Source organism: Bacillus shivajii (genome assembly GCF_020519665.1).
Taxonomy (GTDB): domain Bacteria; phylum Bacillota; class Bacilli; order Bacillales; family Salisediminibacteriaceae; genus Bacillus_CA; species Bacillus_CA shivajii.
Genome location: NZ_CP084703.1, coordinates 3,838,823 through 3,854,119, shown reverse-complemented (window position 1 = coordinate 3,854,119; position 15,297 = coordinate 3,838,823). Strand labels below are relative to the sequence as shown.

Annotated in this window: 17 protein-coding genes; 10 read left to right on the top strand and 7 right to left on the bottom strand. The window is 41.6% G+C overall.

Features of this window, described 5'->3' with window-relative positions; genetic code table 11:
- Positions 1-63: 63 nt before the first annotated feature.
- The 6 genes from LGQ02_RS18660 to LGQ02_RS21360 form a co-directional block, all read right to left on the bottom strand.
- Complete coding sequence (locus LGQ02_RS18660) at positions 64-630, bottom strand: 2-oxoacid:ferredoxin oxidoreductase subunit gamma family protein (protein WP_226515788.1); 567 nt, start codon at positions 628-630, stop codon at positions 64-66.
- Positions 627-1,385 carry a thiamine pyrophosphate-dependent enzyme gene (locus LGQ02_RS18655; protein ID WP_226515787.1) on the bottom strand — a complete coding sequence of 253 codons (759 nt, stop codon included), beginning with the start codon at positions 1,383-1,385 and terminating at the stop codon, positions 627-629. The genes LGQ02_RS18660 and LGQ02_RS18655 overlap by 4 nt, the downstream gene beginning before the upstream one ends.
- Entirely contained in the window at positions 1,382-2,449 is a 1,068-nt protein-coding gene (locus tag LGQ02_RS18650; protein ID WP_226515786.1) for a 3-methyl-2-oxobutanoate dehydrogenase subunit VorB, read from the bottom strand. The genes LGQ02_RS18655 and LGQ02_RS18650 overlap by 4 nt, the downstream gene beginning before the upstream one ends.
- 41 nt (positions 2,450-2,490) lie before the next feature.
- Entirely contained in the window at positions 2,491-2,718 is a 228-nt protein-coding gene (locus tag LGQ02_RS18645) for a 4Fe-4S dicluster domain-containing protein (RefSeq protein ID WP_226515785.1), read from the bottom strand.
- 16 nt (positions 2,719-2,734) lie between these two features.
- On the bottom strand, positions 2,735-3,421 hold the full coding sequence (locus tag LGQ02_RS18640) for a hypothetical protein (protein WP_226515784.1): 687 nt from the start codon (positions 3,419-3,421) through the stop codon (positions 2,735-2,737).
- Between the two features lie 492 nt (positions 3,422-3,913).
- Entirely contained in the window at positions 3,914-4,045 is a 132-nt protein-coding gene (locus LGQ02_RS21360; RefSeq protein ID WP_264183992.1) for a hypothetical protein, read from the bottom strand.
- 190 nt (positions 4,046-4,235) lie between these two features.
- Between LGQ02_RS21360 and LGQ02_RS18635 the strand changes: the two genes are divergently transcribed.
- A complete protein-coding gene (locus tag LGQ02_RS18635; protein ID WP_226515783.1) occupies positions 4,236-5,264 on the top strand; it encodes a polysaccharide deacetylase family protein in 1,029 nt (342 codons plus the stop codon).
- Positions 5,265-5,668: 404 nt separating this feature from the next.
- Here the strand turns inward: LGQ02_RS18635 and LGQ02_RS18630 are convergent, their stop codons facing one another.
- Complete coding sequence (locus tag LGQ02_RS18630) at positions 5,669-6,628, bottom strand: dimethylarginine dimethylaminohydrolase family protein (protein ID WP_226515782.1); 960 nt, start codon at positions 6,626-6,628, stop codon at positions 5,669-5,671.
- A gap of 134 nt (positions 6,629-6,762) precedes the next feature.
- Between LGQ02_RS18630 and LGQ02_RS18625 the strand changes: the two genes are divergently transcribed.
- The 9 genes from LGQ02_RS18625 to LGQ02_RS18585 all read left to right on the top strand — a co-directional run bounded on the left by LGQ02_RS18625 (position 6,763) and on the right by LGQ02_RS18585 (position 15,297).
- On the top strand, positions 6,763-7,806 hold the full coding sequence (locus tag LGQ02_RS18625) for a M42 family metallopeptidase (RefSeq protein WP_226515781.1): 1,044 nt from the start codon (positions 6,763-6,765) through the stop codon (positions 7,804-7,806).
- A gap of 206 nt (positions 7,807-8,012) precedes the next feature.
- Positions 8,013-8,456, top strand: a complete 444-nt coding sequence (gene hutP / locus LGQ02_RS18620) for a histidine utilization transcription antiterminator HutP (protein WP_226515780.1) — start codon at positions 8,013-8,015, stop codon at positions 8,454-8,456.
- A 129-nt stretch (positions 8,457-8,585) separates the two neighbouring features.
- The gene (hutH, locus tag LGQ02_RS18615; RefSeq protein ID WP_226515779.1) at positions 8,586-10,103 is read left to right on the top strand and encodes a histidine ammonia-lyase; all 1,518 of its coding nucleotides are present in this window, start codon (positions 8,586-8,588) and stop codon (positions 10,101-10,103) included.
- A gap of 77 nt (positions 10,104-10,180) precedes the next feature.
- Entirely contained in the window at positions 10,181-11,482 is a 1,302-nt protein-coding gene (locus LGQ02_RS18610; protein ID WP_226515778.1) for a Na+/H+ antiporter family protein, read from the top strand.
- A gap of 111 nt (positions 11,483-11,593) precedes the next feature.
- Positions 11,594-11,791: a helix-turn-helix domain-containing protein gene (locus LGQ02_RS18605; RefSeq protein WP_226515777.1), complete on the top strand. Its 198-nt coding sequence runs from the start codon at positions 11,594-11,596 to the stop codon at positions 11,789-11,791.
- Between the two features lie 845 nt (positions 11,792-12,636).
- Positions 12,637-13,584, top strand: coding sequence for a DNA-binding transcriptional repressor DeoR (locus LGQ02_RS18600; RefSeq protein WP_226515776.1), 948 nt, complete (start codon positions 12,637-12,639; stop codon positions 13,582-13,584).
- A gap of 20 nt (positions 13,585-13,604) precedes the next feature.
- The gene (locus tag LGQ02_RS18595; protein WP_226515775.1) at positions 13,605-14,258 is read left to right on the top strand and encodes a phosphate propanoyltransferase; all 654 of its coding nucleotides are present in this window, start codon (positions 13,605-13,607) and stop codon (positions 14,256-14,258) included.
- Positions 14,258-14,995 carry a hypothetical protein gene (locus tag LGQ02_RS18590; protein ID WP_226515774.1) on the top strand — a complete coding sequence of 246 codons (738 nt, stop codon included), beginning with the start codon at positions 14,258-14,260 and terminating at the stop codon, positions 14,993-14,995. Before LGQ02_RS18595 ends, LGQ02_RS18590 begins: the two co-directional genes overlap by 1 nt.
- Positions 14,992-15,297: a EutN/CcmL family microcompartment protein gene (locus LGQ02_RS18585; protein WP_226515773.1), complete on the top strand. Its 306-nt coding sequence runs from the start codon at positions 14,992-14,994 to the stop codon at positions 15,295-15,297. Before LGQ02_RS18590 ends, LGQ02_RS18585 begins: the two co-directional genes overlap by 4 nt.

Sequence of the window (15,297 nt, the reverse complement as noted above, 5' to 3'; positions counted from 1 at the left end):
CGAAAAATAGAGCCAGGCCCTTGTAATGAAGGGAACCTGGCTTTTGTTTTTAAGTCGGCGCATCTATGCTTCGTTTAAAGATGCGAGATCTTTTCCGTTGATGATATCACTTCCAGCATTTAATGCATCCTCATTGATCGGGATAAGGTGCTTTTTATTTTCACCGAGGACGTGAATGAAAGCAGCTAGTAAACTTTCTTTCGAGAGAATCCCTGTTTGTTCAATAAAAGCACCGATCATTACCATTCCGGCCACACGGTTATTGCCGAGTTTTTCGGCAACTGTTGTTGCAGGGATGTGATGCACACCGATGTCTTCACGCTGACTCGTTTGGTCAATTAAGTCCGCGTTAATAAAAAGATGGCCCCCACCTTGAACAACCGATTCAAACTTATCAAAAGATGGTTTATTTAAGACAATCACCGATGTCGGAGAGTCAATAACAGGGGAGCCGACTTTTGTGTCACTAATGACGACAGACACGTTTGCCGTTCCACCGCGTTGTTCTGGTCCGTAAGAAGGGAGCCACGAAACTTCTTTTCCTTCTTGCATCCCTGCGTATGTGAGGAGCTGTCCCATCGACATAACCCCTTGACCACCGAATCCTGCAATGATCACTTCTTGTCTCATGAGGATCCCTCCTCAGCACGACGATCTTTATACACGCCGAGCGGGTAATATGGAACCATTTCATCCTTCACCCATTGAAGTGATTCTTCAGGATCTAACCCCCAGTTTGTCGGGCACGTTGAAAGGACTTCAACCATTGAAAAACCGAGACCTTTTCGTTGGTTCTCAAATGCTTTTTTGATCGCTTTTTTCGCTTTAGTAATATGAGGGACGTCGTGTGTTGAGACGCGCTCGATATACGTTGCACCATCTAGCGTCGCAAGCATTTCTGAAACTCTAATCGGCAAACCATTCGTTTGGACGTTTCTTCCTTCAGGAGATGTTGCTGTTTTTTGTCCAACTAAAGTGGTCGGTGCCATTTGTCCGCCAGTCATTCCGTAAATTGCGTTGTTTACGAAAATGACGGTAATGTTTTCGCCTCTTGCTGCGGCATGGACAATTTCGCCCATTCCGATAGAAGCTAAATCCCCATCACCTTGATACGTAAACACGATACGATCTTCTGGTAACACTCGTTTAAGCCCCGTTGCAACAGCAGGCGCTCGACCGTGGGCTGCTTGTGTCATGTCGCAATTAAAGTAGAGGTATGATAAGACGGAACACCCGACAGAGGCAACGCCGACAGTTTTTTCTAATACACCCATTTCTTCCAACGATTCACCAACAAGTCGGTGAATCACGCCGTGAGTACAGCCTGGGCAGTAATGCGTTTCTGCTTCGGTTAATCCTGTTGTGCGCTCAAATACTGTTTTCATGCGACCACCTCTTTTGCCATTTTTACGATTTGCTGGAAGACTTCGTCTACAGTTGGGATAACTCCGCCATTTCGTCCGTAAAATTGAACGGGTACTCTTCCTTCAACAGATAGACGGACATCTTCGACCATTTGTCCTGCACTCATCTCAACCGTTAACATTTGTTTGACTGATTTACTATATTGAGAAATCGTGTCAGTCGGGAATGGCCAAAGGGTGATCGGGCGAATCAGTCCGACGTGAATGCCGGCTTCTCTCGCTTTATCAACAGCACTTTGAACGATACGTGCGACAGTGCCATATGCAACAACGGCAAATTCAGCATCATCCATGTAGTAAGTGTCTACTTTTACTTCGTTTGCGTTGATTTCATCATATTTTTGTAAAAGGCGTGCATTTCGTTTTTCAAGGTTGACGTCATTTAAGTCGAGGGAGGTGATCGTTTTTGGTGGTCCGTCACCTTCTGTTCCGGTTGTCGCCCAAGGTTTTTCAAATGTTTGTTCATCTTCTTCGTCTTCTTTAAACTCAACAGGCTCCATCATTTGACCGAGCATTCCGTCAGCAAGCAACACAACTGGTGCGCGGTATTGGTCGGCGATGCGAAAGCTTTCTTTTGTTAAGTCGACGATTTCTTGTAACGTACTCGGAGCAAGAACTGGTGTATAATAATCCCCATGTCCGCCACCTTTCGTTACTTGAAAGTAGTCTGATTGAGCTGGCTGAATGTTGCCGAGTCCTGGGCCACCACGAACGACATTGACGACAACGGCTGGAAGTTCAGCTGCTGCTAAAAATGAGATCCCTTCTTGTTTTAAACTAAAGCCTGGGCTAGATGATGAGGTCATGACACGAACACCAGCTGATGCTGCGCCATAAACCATGTTTATTGCAGAGACTTCACTTTCTGCTTGTAAAAATAAGCCGTCAACTTCTGGCAACCTGCGTGCCATATAAGCAACGAGTTCACTTTGTGGTGTAATTGGATATCCAAAGAAGTATTTACATCCTGCTTTTACAGCAGCTTCCCCTAATACTTCGTTTCCTTTCATTAATACTTTCCCCATTGATTTTCTCCCCTTTATCGTTTAAGGTCTTGCGCGTTTCTTTAAGATGCCTTCTTTTTTTTCTTTTCTGGTCGATAAACGGTGATGACAGCATCAGGGCAAATTCTTGCGCAAGCTGTACAGCTTGTGCATTTGTCCTGTTCAAGTACTTCGGTAGGTCTATACCCTTTGTTATTCATGCGATCTGCTAAGTGAATAATTTCTTGTGGACAGACAGAAATACATAAGCTGCACCCTTTACAATAATCTTCTTCAAAATAAACCCTCATCAGTAGATTCCCCCTCTTACATGGTCCAAGGTGTTTGCAGTCTTCGGTTAAATACTTCAACGTTTTTTAATGGTGGTTGGATTCCTTCAAACTCCCAGTGGTTCCATGATTTTGATGATATAAATGAAAACATGTAAGGAATATGAAGTTTTTCTTCAGCTTCGAGCGCTAATTTTTCCCCTTTGATCACTTCATCTGCCCCAAATGTTTCATCGCCTAAGTGAGTATTGTTTATAAGTCCGGTTACTTTCAACCGAGCTGTTTGTTCAATTTCGTTAATGGTGTTTTTAATTCCAGTGACCGTTGAAACATATGGCCTGTTTGCATTTGATACAAACCAAAATTCATACGGTTGATTAGCTAGAAGTGTTGAAAATTGACCGAGTGCTAGTGCACCATCTTTATCGCCGCCAACATCAATGATCACGTGTCTCGATTGGTCTTCAATGACGGTCGAAACTTCTCCCGTGACAATTGGTAAATCAGCTTGGATAAGGTCCCCTCGTGGTGCCACTAAGTGAATCTCTTTATCTAATAACTGTTTCTCATAATCTCTTGATCTGAAATATGGATTGACAACATCGATGTCGCACAAGGATACAGGTAAGTCAGACTGCTGCTTCAATTGGGACGCTGTATGAAGTGCAAGTTCTGTTTTTCCGCTTCCAAAATGTCCTGTAATGATGATGAGTTTTCTTGTCATAACTTTCAAACCCCCTCTCCCTATTTTTATTATACTTTTGGGTGAAAACGCTTACAACGGTGTGCGGTTTTATCATTATTTTGACGGTGGTAATGGGAAGAAATTGCTCATCATGTACAAATGGCTTTGTTTCAACGGTTTTAGCGAGTTTGCCACTATGAGTCGTTCACAAAGTCTTAAAAAAGGCAAAAATCAGAAGATTCTTCCAGGTGCCTGGCACCTCCCGAAATATGTCGAATCACGAGCACTGGCCGATGTGGCTGGTTGCTTTTTGTTTGGTATACAGGATTATACATGAAGGAGAGGTTACTGGATGTGAGCATTGTTCATATCTTTGAATGTTTTAGGTGGGAAGTGGAGGCGGAGTGCAAAGTTTTTGATACGAAAGAATGTATTGAAGCAAAAGTTATTTGTATTAGTTGGAAAGTTAAATGTATTGAAGCAAAGGTTATTTTATTTACACAACAATGCACTCAATCGATTAATGGACCTTTAATTATTGGGATCATCTTCCACCTTTTGAATATAAAAGTTCCCGTCACCATCAGGTTTCTGTACCTCTGGGATCGAGCACCCCGTAACAATGAATATAACCATCAGCAAAACAAGACTAATCTTTTTCATATCATCAAACTCCTTGTCATCATGATTTCTACTTCACTTACGTTGTTTATTTTTCCAATTCATTTCCAGGTACCTGGCACCTGGAAATAACTTCCACCGATTAAACTTGTCCGGTTTTGTTATTTTGTGCAACGTGGTGTTGTTTCATACCGTCTAATTGTGTAGAAAGTATGAAAGGGGAATAACTATCATGAGAAATCGTTTTATAAAAATAACATCAGCAATGATCTTCGTTTTTGCATTGCTAGGTTCAACATATTGGATCGGCTTCGCTGGTGAGAATGGCGAGGTTGAAGCGCTAGAACAGGAGTTACAAGCTTCCCACTTAGCTGTAAAAGAGCTTGAGGAGCGAGTTTCAAAGATAGATAGACTTCATGAAGAAAACGAGATGCTTGAAAATAAACTAAATGATAAACAAGGAAAAATAACTGATTTACAAGAAACGATTGTTGAATTAGAAGACAAAATAGATGAGCTTGAAAACGAGAAGGGTCGTGAAGAAAATTCTTCAGGTTCGGGTGAAAGTAACGACGAGTCAGCAACTTACCCTGAACCAGATGGCTCAAAGACAGTGTATTTAACTTTCGACGACGGTCCAACAGCATTAACTCCACAAATTCTTGATACACTGAATGAATATGATGTGAATGCGACATTTTTTACGATCGGTAAAAGGATGGAAGCCAATCCTGAAACAACGCGTCGTACGTACGAAGAAGGAAATATGATTTTGACGCACTCTTACACACACAAATACTCAATTTACGAGAGTTTTGACACGTTTTATCATGACTTACAATTAGCAGAACAAGCGTATGAAGATGTGCTAGGTTTTGAAGCGCCAGAGATTCTTCGTTTTCCTGGAGGTTCCGCAAACCACAGTTCTTTCAACTACGGAGGCGAGCAGTTCATGCCAGCATTAACGGAAGACATCAAGGAGCGAGGCTACCATTATATCGATTGGAACGTTTCTTCAGGGGATGCAAGCGACATCTACGACCAGCCTGAGAAAATGCTGAATCAGATTAAAGCTCAATCTGCGGGAAAAAATATTGTCGTGCCTCTTTTCCATGATACGGCTCGAAACGAAGCAACAGCCGAAATTTTGCCAGATGTGATCGAGTTTTATAAAGAAGAAGGATACGAGTTCCGTACATTCCGAGATATTACAGAAGAAGAGTTAAACAAAATGATTGAAGAAGGGATCGCAAACCGGTAAGGTGCCTGTCACTTCTCGAAATATGTCGAATCACGGACAACCGGCGGGGGGGGGCTAGTTGTTTTTTTGTATACAGGGTTATACAGTCCGTGGATTTTAGGATCTAGTGGTTGTCCTTTGTGAGAGGGAGAGTGTGACGAGGTCTGATCGTCTGACCTCATGATTTCTCCTGATTACTACCATAGACTCGGAGTTTGAGTCGTACATAATTGACTCCGGGTCAGGTGAGTCAGACTCAAATTGGTATGACTCAATTCATGAATAAACACGAGAAAAACCGAATATAAAGCAATCGATAATGAATAAAAATACAACAAACCACCGCACCCAAAACAAAACCGCCGATCACGCCCCTAATCGCGGTTTCGGCGGTTCCAAATGATATTTATCAAGCTTAGCCATGCTTAACGATTTATCGGATCACGCTTTAAAAATCCTGTCATACAATGGACGGCACCCCAGCCATTCATAATTTCATCCAATTCCACTTCAATGACTTCGATCCCATGACTTTCGAGGAGGGATTTCGTTTCAGGACAACCAGTAGGTGAGACGACTTTACCTGGTTCAAGTGCGACGAAGTTCATGCCCATGCCTTGTTTTAACTCATCGATATTTGTTAACTCTATTAATTCGATGCCGAGATCTAACAATTGTTTTGCGCAATCGTATGTGACGTGCCATGGGAAGACAACTAACTTGTTTTTATCAGCCATATTCATGTATCCATCTAAATGAATTGAGCCGTACGGGATTTGCGTACGGATTATATTTTTCACCCCGATGTTACGTAGTTCAGCTTCGACTTGGTTCGCTCCAGACTCATTTGTGCGGCTACCGGTACCGATAATGACGGTGTCACGGTCTACCCACATCGCGCTTGCACCTTCAAAATAACCATCACCATTTATCGTTTTAATAATTGGTACGCCTAGTGATGCTAATGTTTTCGCGACCGCTTTTTCCTCACCGCGCCTTGAAGGAATCGCAGGACGGCAAACAATTGCACCTTCTGGGGTCATAAACATTAAATCGCGCATAAACATCGCGTTTGGTCGATCCGTTCGTTGATCGTTCACGTAATAAACGTCGACACCGTGAGCACGGTATACGTCAGCTAAAGCATCTTGCTGTTGTCTGGCACGACTTGGATTGATTGGCGCTCTAAAGCGGTACTTCTCGAAATTATCCTCCGTAATGCCTTCAATCTCTTGTCCGGGACGGTGCATGAGGACAGCTCGCAATTTGCCGACTTCTGAGTCACAATACCAGTCTCCCCATAATTCCTTTATTTCGTCTGAAAAAGTTTGTTCGGATGGAAACCAGCGTTCTCCTTGTACTTTCACTTTTGTGTTTGTAGACATGTTTTCCCCTCCAATTTGCGGTTCCAATATTATTTTTATAAGAGCAAGTGCCGGAACCTTTTCTTTTTTCTTCCACTTTAACACGTTATAATGAAAAAAGTGAAAATATTTCGAAACTATGAGGAGGAGAAAAATTGACTTACCCAAACACTCAAGAAACCGTTAACGTTATTAAAGATTTAGTATCCATTCCGAGCCCTTCAGGAAATACAAATGAAGTGATTACATTTGTCGAACAGTTTTTAGCGAAATCAAACATTGAAACGAAGCGTAATCGTAAAGGTGGATTGATTGCAACGCTTCCAGGTAAAGACGATTCACAACATCGCATGTTAACTGCGCACGTTGATACGCTTGGGGCGATGGTGAAGGAAATTAAGCCGAGCGGTCGCTTGAAGCTTGATCTCATCGGTGGGTTTAAATACAACTCGATTGAAGGTGAGTACTGCGAAATCGAAACAGCTGCTGGGGAAAAATATAGTGGAACCATTTTAATGCATCAAACGTCCGTACACGTTTATAAAGATGCTGGTAAAGCGGAGCGCAATCAAGCAAATGTGGAAGTTAGAATTGATGAAAAAGTCCATAGTGCAGACGACGTTCGTGAACGAGGGATTGAAGTCGGTGACTTTGTTTCTTTTGATCCTCGCGTAAAAGTACTTCCGAATGGTTACATAAAATCGCGTCATCTTGATGATAAAGCAAGTGTCGGCATTCTCCTTCAACTAATGAAGCAGGTGCAAGAAGACAAGCTTGAGCTTCCTTATACGACGCACTTCTTGATTTCAAATAACGAGGAAATTGGTTACGGTGGAAACTCAAATATTACTCCGGAAACCGTCGAATATCTAGCTGTTGATATGGGGGCAATGGGTGATGGCCAAGCGACAGATGAATACACGGTGTCTATTTGTGCAAAGGATGCAAGCGGGCCGTACAATTACGAACTCAGAAAAAAATTAGTTGAACTCGCTAAGCAACATGACATTGGCTATAAAATAGATATGTATCCGTATTATGGGTCTGATGCATCAGCAGCAATTCGCTCTGGAAACGATATCGTGCATGGACTCATCGGTCCTGGCATTGACTCGTCTCATGCATTCGAGCGTACACATATGGATTCAATCGACAACACGACAAAACTACTTTATCATTACCTCTTCGCGGAAATGTAAAAAAATGAAAAGCTATCAAAATCCATAAAATTCCAGGTGCCAAACACCTGGAATTTTATGGATGACACACTGCGTTAAACATACGTGGACAAATATTAAAAAATTAAAATAATTCAGTAAACCAATTGACTTGGTAGTGTGAAGCGCTTACACTTAAAATAGATAATAGTTGTTAGATTAGGAAAATTATAGAAAGAGTTGTTGTTATGACATTAAGTAAAGATCGCAGAATTGGAAGAGCAGCAATCCTTTTATTATTGAGTGATGACTCAGAGCAACAGTTTTCAGTCTTAGAGAATAATGGTTGGAAAGGTTGCACAGGAAACGTTGGTTCGATGGATGCTCATAAAGTCGTCGCAGCAATTGAGACGGCTGCAAAGAAGAATGGCATTATTCAGACTGGCGTTTATCGGGAAGTGCATGCATTATACCACGCCATTATGGAAGCACTACAAGGTGTAACGCGTGGGCAAGTACAACTTGGTTCTGTTTTACGGACCGTTGGATTAACCTTTGCGGTACTTCGAGGGCAAACATACGAAAATGAGCTTGAAGGAGAATGGATCGCCGTTTCTTTGTACGGCACGATTGGAGCACCTGTTAAAGGCTCCGAACATGAAGCGATAGGTTTAGGAATCAATCATATATAATTTCGCCCATAGTTATTAGAGATGATTTAGGGGGCTATATCAATGAAATCTTATCGAGATTTCGTGGTATAGTCCCCTTTTGTTGTTTTCACTTTATTTGGGTGAAGTAGAAGAAGGGAGAATGGGAACATGGTTACATTAACGGGTCAAACATTAAATTTCGAAGAGGTGGAGCGTGTTCTTTTTCAAAAGGAAGAGGTCGTTGCATCAGCAGAAAGTCTTGAGAAAGTAAAGGAAAGCCGACGTACAGTAGATAAGATCGTTGATGATGAAAAAATCATTTATGGCATTACAACTGGGTTTGGAAAGTTTAGTGATGTTTTTATCGATAAAGAGGATGTCGAGTCATTGCAGTTAAATTTAATTCGCTCACATGCATGTGGGGTGGGGGAGCCCTTTCCAGAAGTCGTTTCACGTGCGATGGTACTACTTAGAGCAAACACGTTATTAAAAGGTTTCTCTGGTGTTCGTACTATTGTCGTTGAGCGATTACTTCAACTCATTAATGCAAAAATTCACCCTGTCATTCCACAGCAAGGGTCGTTAGGGGCAAGCGGTGATTTGGCGCCATTATCGCATTTAGCATTAGTATTAATAGGCGAAGGTGACGTTCATTACAAAGGAGAGAGAGTTCCTGCGTTAAGAGCGTTATCGGAGGAAGGGATCTTTCCAATCACTCTTTCAGCCAAGGAAGGGTTAGCGTTAATTAACGGAACGCAAGCGATGACGGCAATGGGAATCGTTGCTTACCTTGAAGCAGAAAAACTCACTTATCAATCGGAAATAATTGCATCGATGACAATGGAAGGTTTGCAAGGCATTATGGACGCATTTGATGAAGAGATCCACTTAGCACGAGGGTATGAGGAGCAAGTCGGTGTTGCTGAGCGAATGCGCAATTACTTATCTGATAGTGAGCTAACGACAAAGCAAGGAGAGATCCGTGTCCAAGATGCGTATTCTTTACGTTGTATTCCACAAGTGCATGGAGCGACAATTCAAACGTTAAAGTATGTAAAAGAAAAATTAGAAATAGAAATGAACGCGGCAACAGATAATCCACTCATTTTTGATAACGGGGAAAAAGTGATTTCAGGTGGTAATTTCCATGGTCAGCCAATTGCATTCGCGATGGATTTTCTCGCAATTGCGATGGCAGAGCTAGCAAATATTTCAGAGCGACGAATTGAACGGTTAGTGAATCCACAGTTAAATGATTTACCGCCGTTTTTAAGTCCAGAACCAGGGCTTCAGTCTGGGGCAATGATCATGCAATATGCGGCTGCTTCACTCGTTTCTGAAAACAAGACGCTTGCTCATCCAGCTAGTGTTGACTCCATTCCTTCGTCAGCTAATCAAGAGGACCATGTCAGCATGGGGACGATTGGATCCAGACATGCGTATCAAGTTATTTCGAACACGCGAAGAGTTCTTGCGATCGAGACGATGTGTGCGACACAAGCGTGTGATATACGTGGGCGTGACCATATGGCTACAGCAACAAAACAGTTTTTAAAAGATGCGAGAGAGCATTGTGAATTTATTAAGGAAGATCGTGTGTTCTCAAAAGATATTGAAGCGGTTAATAGCTGGTTAAAAGAGGTACCGTTTTCGTTAAAAAGCTCAAAAAGAAAATCATTTAATTAAAAGGTGAAAGAGAGTCTGTTTCATCGTTGCCGTAAACCAGCGATGAAGCAGACTCTAAAAAATAAAGGGGGAAGGTTATGTTAAATGCGGTTATTATTTCTGTCGTAGTCATGATTGTTCTAAGCTTATTACGTGTCAATGTTGTATTAGCGATATTATTTGCGGCTTTAACAGCAGGGTTAACGGCTGGCATGTCATTAGTTGATACGACGAACTTACTCGTTTCAGGTATGGGTGAACAGGCAAATACGGCGTTAAGTTACATATTATTAGGGGCTTTTGCGGTGATGATTGGATACTCGGGGATTACAGGGTTTTTAGTAAGGCATTTAATTCGGGTGCTGAAAGGGAAAAAAGCATTTATGTTACTAACGATTGCGGCAGTTGCTTCACTTTCGCAAAATGTCGTACCCGTTCATATTGCTTTTATTCCGATTTTAATTCCGCCACTTCTTCATCTTTTTGACAAAATGAAATTAGATCGAAGAGGGGTAGCAGCTTCTTTAACATTTGGGCTGAAAGCGCCATATGTCATGATTCCAGCTGGTTACGGGCTCATTTTCCACGGGATTATCGCTGATGAGATGACGGCAAACGGAATGGCCATTCATGTCGGACAAGTTCCGCTTGCGATGTTAATCCCAGGGCTTGGTATGGTGTTTGGTTTATTCGTTGCGATTTTCTTCACATACCGTAAAGATCGTCAAGTCAATGAACTGACAAATGATGAGATTGCAGCGTCTGAAGAGAGTAATTTGACGTTTAACCGATACCATATTTTTACCATTGTTGCGATAATCGCAGCACTTGCTGTTCAACTGACGTCTAACTCATTAGTATTAGGGGCGTTAACAGGGATTGTCATTATGTTCCTTGCACAAGTTGTACCATTTAATGAAGGCGATAAAGTCGTTAATGACGGTATAAAGATGATGGGGATGATTGCTTTTGTTATGTTAATTGCTTCTGGTTACGCAAAAGTATTAACAGAGACAGGGGCAGTCGCAGACCTTGTTGAATCATCAGCAGAAGCACTAGGTGGCAACATGTTTTTAGGTGCGCTTATGATGCTTCTTGTAGGGATGCTCATTACGATGGGGATTGGAACATCATTCGGGACGATTCCGGTATTAGCGGCATTGTTTGTTCCACTCGCGTTGGCGCTTGGATTCTCTCCACTTGCAACAGCAGCTTTAATTGGAACTGCTGGGGCAATTGGGGACGCTGGTTCACCTGCATCAGATAGTACATTAGGACCTACTGCAGGTTTAAATGCAGATGGGAAACACAATCATATTTGGGATACATGTGTACCGACATTTATTCACTTCAATATCCCATTATTTATTTTCGGTCTTGTCGCCGCTTTGTTACTATGATGATCATAAGCTTAAAAAAGGCCGTCTAAATCTCTTAGGAATTATTTGATTTTTCGGATGATTCAATATTATAATAGGTGAAAGCGTTATCAATATAGGGGAGGTTTTTACGTGGAGATTGGGGATCAGCTAAAATCGATCATGGAAAATAGGAAAGTATCGAGAGAAGAGCTATCATCATTAACAGGTGTTTCTGAAAGTGTGCTAGAGGGTATTGAGTTAAATAGTATAGATATACCTGTTTCTGAATTAGTGAAAATTTCAACAGTATTAAATGTTTCCTTTCAAGTAGGGGATACATCAATCTAATTAATATGAGGGAAAAAATAACCATACTCTGCAAAATAAGGTGTGGTTTTTCTATATGTATAAGTTGTCGAAAATGGCTGTTGGATAATGTAGAAGTTTGTTTGGTTAGCGCTGTTTCTAGAATATGAAAAACTAGCCACCCTCGAATAATATTTTTCTATAAATGTCACAAATGAGCTAATTTCATAATTTACCTCGCAGTAGAAATACACTTCGCTTTCCGCGGGCACGGCTTCAGCTAACTTTGGAAAGAAAACTCATTCCTTTCCAAAGTGGATCTTCAGCTCGCGCTGTTCCCGCAGGAGTCTATGTGTATTTCTACTGCTTCTCGCATCTAATACCTTGTTCTTTTGAAAAAATCTTTTATAACAGTTTTCATTTTTAAGCCACTACATCTGTATTCCATTAACGATTTAACGGCTGCTTGATAGTTTCATACGGTCATTAAACATGGTAACGTTGGGGAGGTACTCCTTTTTTATGCTTTTAAACCCTTGGCTCATCAGGACCCAGATTTTTGCAATTCATTCAAATATAAAAATTCTAACAAATAGTTATTGATTTTTCTGATTTATTTGTACATAATATAATTAACAAATGTTAAAAATGGATTTAACATAATTTCACGCTTCGCCCTTGAACAAACACAACTTAGATATTATACCTTCCTAGATATAAACCACACCTTAGATTTTTCACTACACCACAGAGTTACATACATGAATTTCACCACACCTATAGATTTCTACACACGATTTTCACCACAGACATACATCTCAGATTTTTTTTACAAAAGATACACAACAAGAATCGGCTCGAAGTACAAGAAGTTAGCGAGGATTAGTATGGATGCAAGTAAAGAGCGGATTTCGAAAATTGTAAAAGCAGCGAAATTGTATTACCAGCTCGATTATAGTCAGCAGCAAGTAGCAAAAGAGCTCGGTGTCTCTCGTCCTTCGGTTTCGCGACTCCTTCAAGAAGCGAAAGAACAAGGGATTGTTCAGATCCAAATATTCGATCCCTATGAGAGCGAACAAAAAAGTGCAGAGCTTATTAAAGAAAAATACGGGCTAAAAGAATGCATCGTTGTGAACGTTCCGATGTTTGATGACGAGGTTATTAAGGAATATATTGGAAAGAAAGCTGGCGAGTATGTACACAACATCATTCAAGATGGAGATATTATCGGAGTAACTTGGGGAACAACCGTTTATGAAGTGGCCAAAAACGTAGAAGCGAAACGAGTGAATGGCGTAGAAGTCGTTCAATTAAATGGCGGTGTGAGTCATTCTGAAACGAATACATACTCGTCAGAGGTTTTACACTTATTAGGCAATGCGTTTCATAGTCCCCCTCATTTTTTACCACTGCCAGCTGTTGTTGACCATCTTGTCGTGAAAAAGGCAATTGTCGAAGACCGTCATATTCGTCGCGTGTTGGAGCTTGGAAAAAAGGCGAACATTGCGCTTTTTACAGTCGGTGATCCGAATGAAGACTCGACTCTCGTAAAGGCAGGATATTTTACAAAAGACGATTTAAACAAGCTTTATGAGAAAAAAGCTGTTGCCGATATTTGCTCTCGTTTTTTTGATATAAATGGAAACATTTGTTGTGATGAGATTGACTCACGGACGATTAGTATCGACCTCGATGAACTTAAGGAAAAAGAGACATCGCTTCTTGCAGCGGGAGGCCGTAATAAGGTTGAAGGCATTATCGGGGCGTTAAATGGTAAATTTGCAAACGTACTCGTCACTGATCAGTTTACAGCACAATTTCTCATTGATGATTAGTTCAGCAAAGGGGTGAGTAAATGGATCAACAAACGCTGAAAAAAATAATCGAAGACACAATCGCAGAAACGTTGTCGTCACAAGGGCAAACAAAAGACGAAATACCGATCGCTGTTTCAAACCGGCATGTGCACCTTTCAGAAGAAGCGTTAGAGCGTCTTTTCGGGAAAAACTATCAGCTGCGAAAATTAAAGGATTTATCTCAGCCAGGGCAATACGCATGTGAAGAAACCGTCACTGTGATTGGTCCGAAAGGTAGGATTACCAAAGTGAGAATTTTAGGGCCTGCCAGAGGAGAGTCACAAGTTGAAGTATCGCTAACAGATGGGCGCACGTTAGGGATTGACCCACCGATTCGAAATTCTGGTGATATTGAAGGGACGCCCGGTGTCACGCTACTAGGACCTCGTGGCCGCCTGCAAATGGACAAAGGGCTCATTTGTGCGAGAAGGCATATCCATATGCATCCATCTGATGCAGAAGCGTTTCAAGTGAACGATCGCGATGTCGTCAGTGTGAAAGTTGACGGTGAGCGTGGGATCACGTATGACAACACGTTAATTCGTGTCTCACCAAAGTATCGCTTGGAGATGCACATTGATTTTGATGAAGCAAATGCCGGGGCGATAGGAAAAAATCAAACAGGAAAACTGTTTAGAACGGAGTTGAGTTAATGAGGGAGAAAATTAAATCATTAGTTCAACAAGCAGTCACTGATTTTTTGAAAAGTAAAGAGAATGAAGAAAGGCGAGAGGTTATTGTCCTTTTGCACTATGAATCTATGAACCCAAAAGCTGTTATTGAGCATGTGAAGGCACTTTCTCTTGAACAAAACGTAACATTGATCTTTTCTGAACAGTGGAATGAGTTTCGTGAATCACTAAATTTTGCAAGCGTTGTCACAGCAGAAGGTGCAAAAAAACGAGACTTCGCCGCACTCATAGAAGGTGCAGATTTATTATATGTTCCGACAATTAGTCACGGATTGCTTGCAAAGGTTGCATTAACGATTGATGATGATTTGCCTGCTTGGTTTACGATTCAAACGCAGCTTGCAGGAAAAGGGATCATCTTTGCTCAAGATGAACTGCATGAGAAGAGGTATCGGCCATTTTTTGCGAAATCATCGGTTGAAAAAAGGGTGAAATCATACGTTAGACAAATTCAAACAGAAGGTGTTCATTTATTTTCCATGGACAAAGTCGCGCAATACATCGAGCGTGTCGCAGTAAAGCAAGAGAATATACGTCCGCTCGTGTTAGCTGAACATATTGAAGAACTCTCAAGAAACGGAGAAACGGAACTTGTTTTACCGAAAAAGAGCATTGTTACTCCGATGGGCAAAGATGCAGCAAGAGAGTTAGGGATTACGATCAAAGAGGCCGAAGAGGAAAAGAGGGATAACGGGTGATCATTGCAAAAGTTGTAGGAAGTGTCGTTTCAACGTCAAAGGCCGAGAAACTGCAAGGGAAAAAGATGCTGATCGTTCAGCCACTTGACATGGAGCGTATCGAACTAGACGGAAAACCGCTTGTCAGTATTGATACGGTTGGCTCTGGTGTCGGCGAGATTGTCATGGTTGTCGGCGGAAGCTCGGCACGACAGACGCTAATTACGAAAGATACGCCAGTCGATTCAGCGATTGTAGGAGTGATCGACCATATTGAGATTGAAGGAGAGACCACGTTTAAAGCACATGAAGGAGGGAGCTAA

Excerpts from the sequence above, each read along its gene's own strand:
- LGQ02_RS18660 (WP_226515788.1), bottom strand. The coding sequence starts at position 630 with ATGAGACAAGAAGTGATCATTGCAGGATTCGGTGGTCAAGGGGTTATG.
- LGQ02_RS18655 (WP_226515787.1), bottom strand. The coding sequence starts at position 1,385 with ATGAAAACAGTATTTGAGCGCACAACAGGATTAACCGAAGCAGAAACG.
- LGQ02_RS18650 (WP_226515786.1), bottom strand. The coding sequence starts at position 2,449 with ATGGGGAAAGTATTAATGAAAGGAAACGAAGTATTAGGGGAAGCTGCT.
- LGQ02_RS18645 (WP_226515785.1), bottom strand. The coding sequence starts at position 2,718 with ATGAGGGTTTATTTTGAAGAAGATTATTGTAAAGGGTGCAGCTTATGT.
- LGQ02_RS18640 (WP_226515784.1), bottom strand. The coding sequence starts at position 3,421 with ATGACAAGAAAACTCATCATCATTACAGGACATTTTGGAAGCGGAAAA.
- LGQ02_RS21360 (WP_264183992.1), bottom strand. The coding sequence starts at position 4,045 with ATGAAAAAGATTAGTCTTGTTTTGCTGATGGTTATATTCATTGTTACG.
- LGQ02_RS18635 (WP_226515783.1), top strand. The coding sequence starts at position 4,236 with ATGAGAAATCGTTTTATAAAAATAACATCAGCAATGATCTTCGTTTTT.
- LGQ02_RS18630 (WP_226515782.1), bottom strand. The coding sequence starts at position 6,628 with ATGTCTACAAACACAAAAGTGAAAGTACAAGGAGAACGCTGGTTTCCA.
- hutP (WP_226515780.1), top strand. The coding sequence starts at position 8,013 with ATGACATTAAGTAAAGATCGCAGAATTGGAAGAGCAGCAATCCTTTTA.
- hutH (WP_226515779.1), top strand. The coding sequence starts at position 8,586 with ATGGTTACATTAACGGGTCAAACATTAAATTTCGAAGAGGTGGAGCGT.
- LGQ02_RS18610 (WP_226515778.1), top strand. The coding sequence starts at position 10,181 with ATGTTAAATGCGGTTATTATTTCTGTCGTAGTCATGATTGTTCTAAGC.
- LGQ02_RS18600 (WP_226515776.1), top strand. The coding sequence starts at position 12,637 with ATGGATGCAAGTAAAGAGCGGATTTCGAAAATTGTAAAAGCAGCGAAA.
- LGQ02_RS18595 (WP_226515775.1), top strand. The coding sequence starts at position 13,605 with ATGGATCAACAAACGCTGAAAAAAATAATCGAAGACACAATCGCAGAA.
- LGQ02_RS18590 (WP_226515774.1), top strand. The coding sequence starts at position 14,258 with ATGAGGGAGAAAATTAAATCATTAGTTCAACAAGCAGTCACTGATTTT.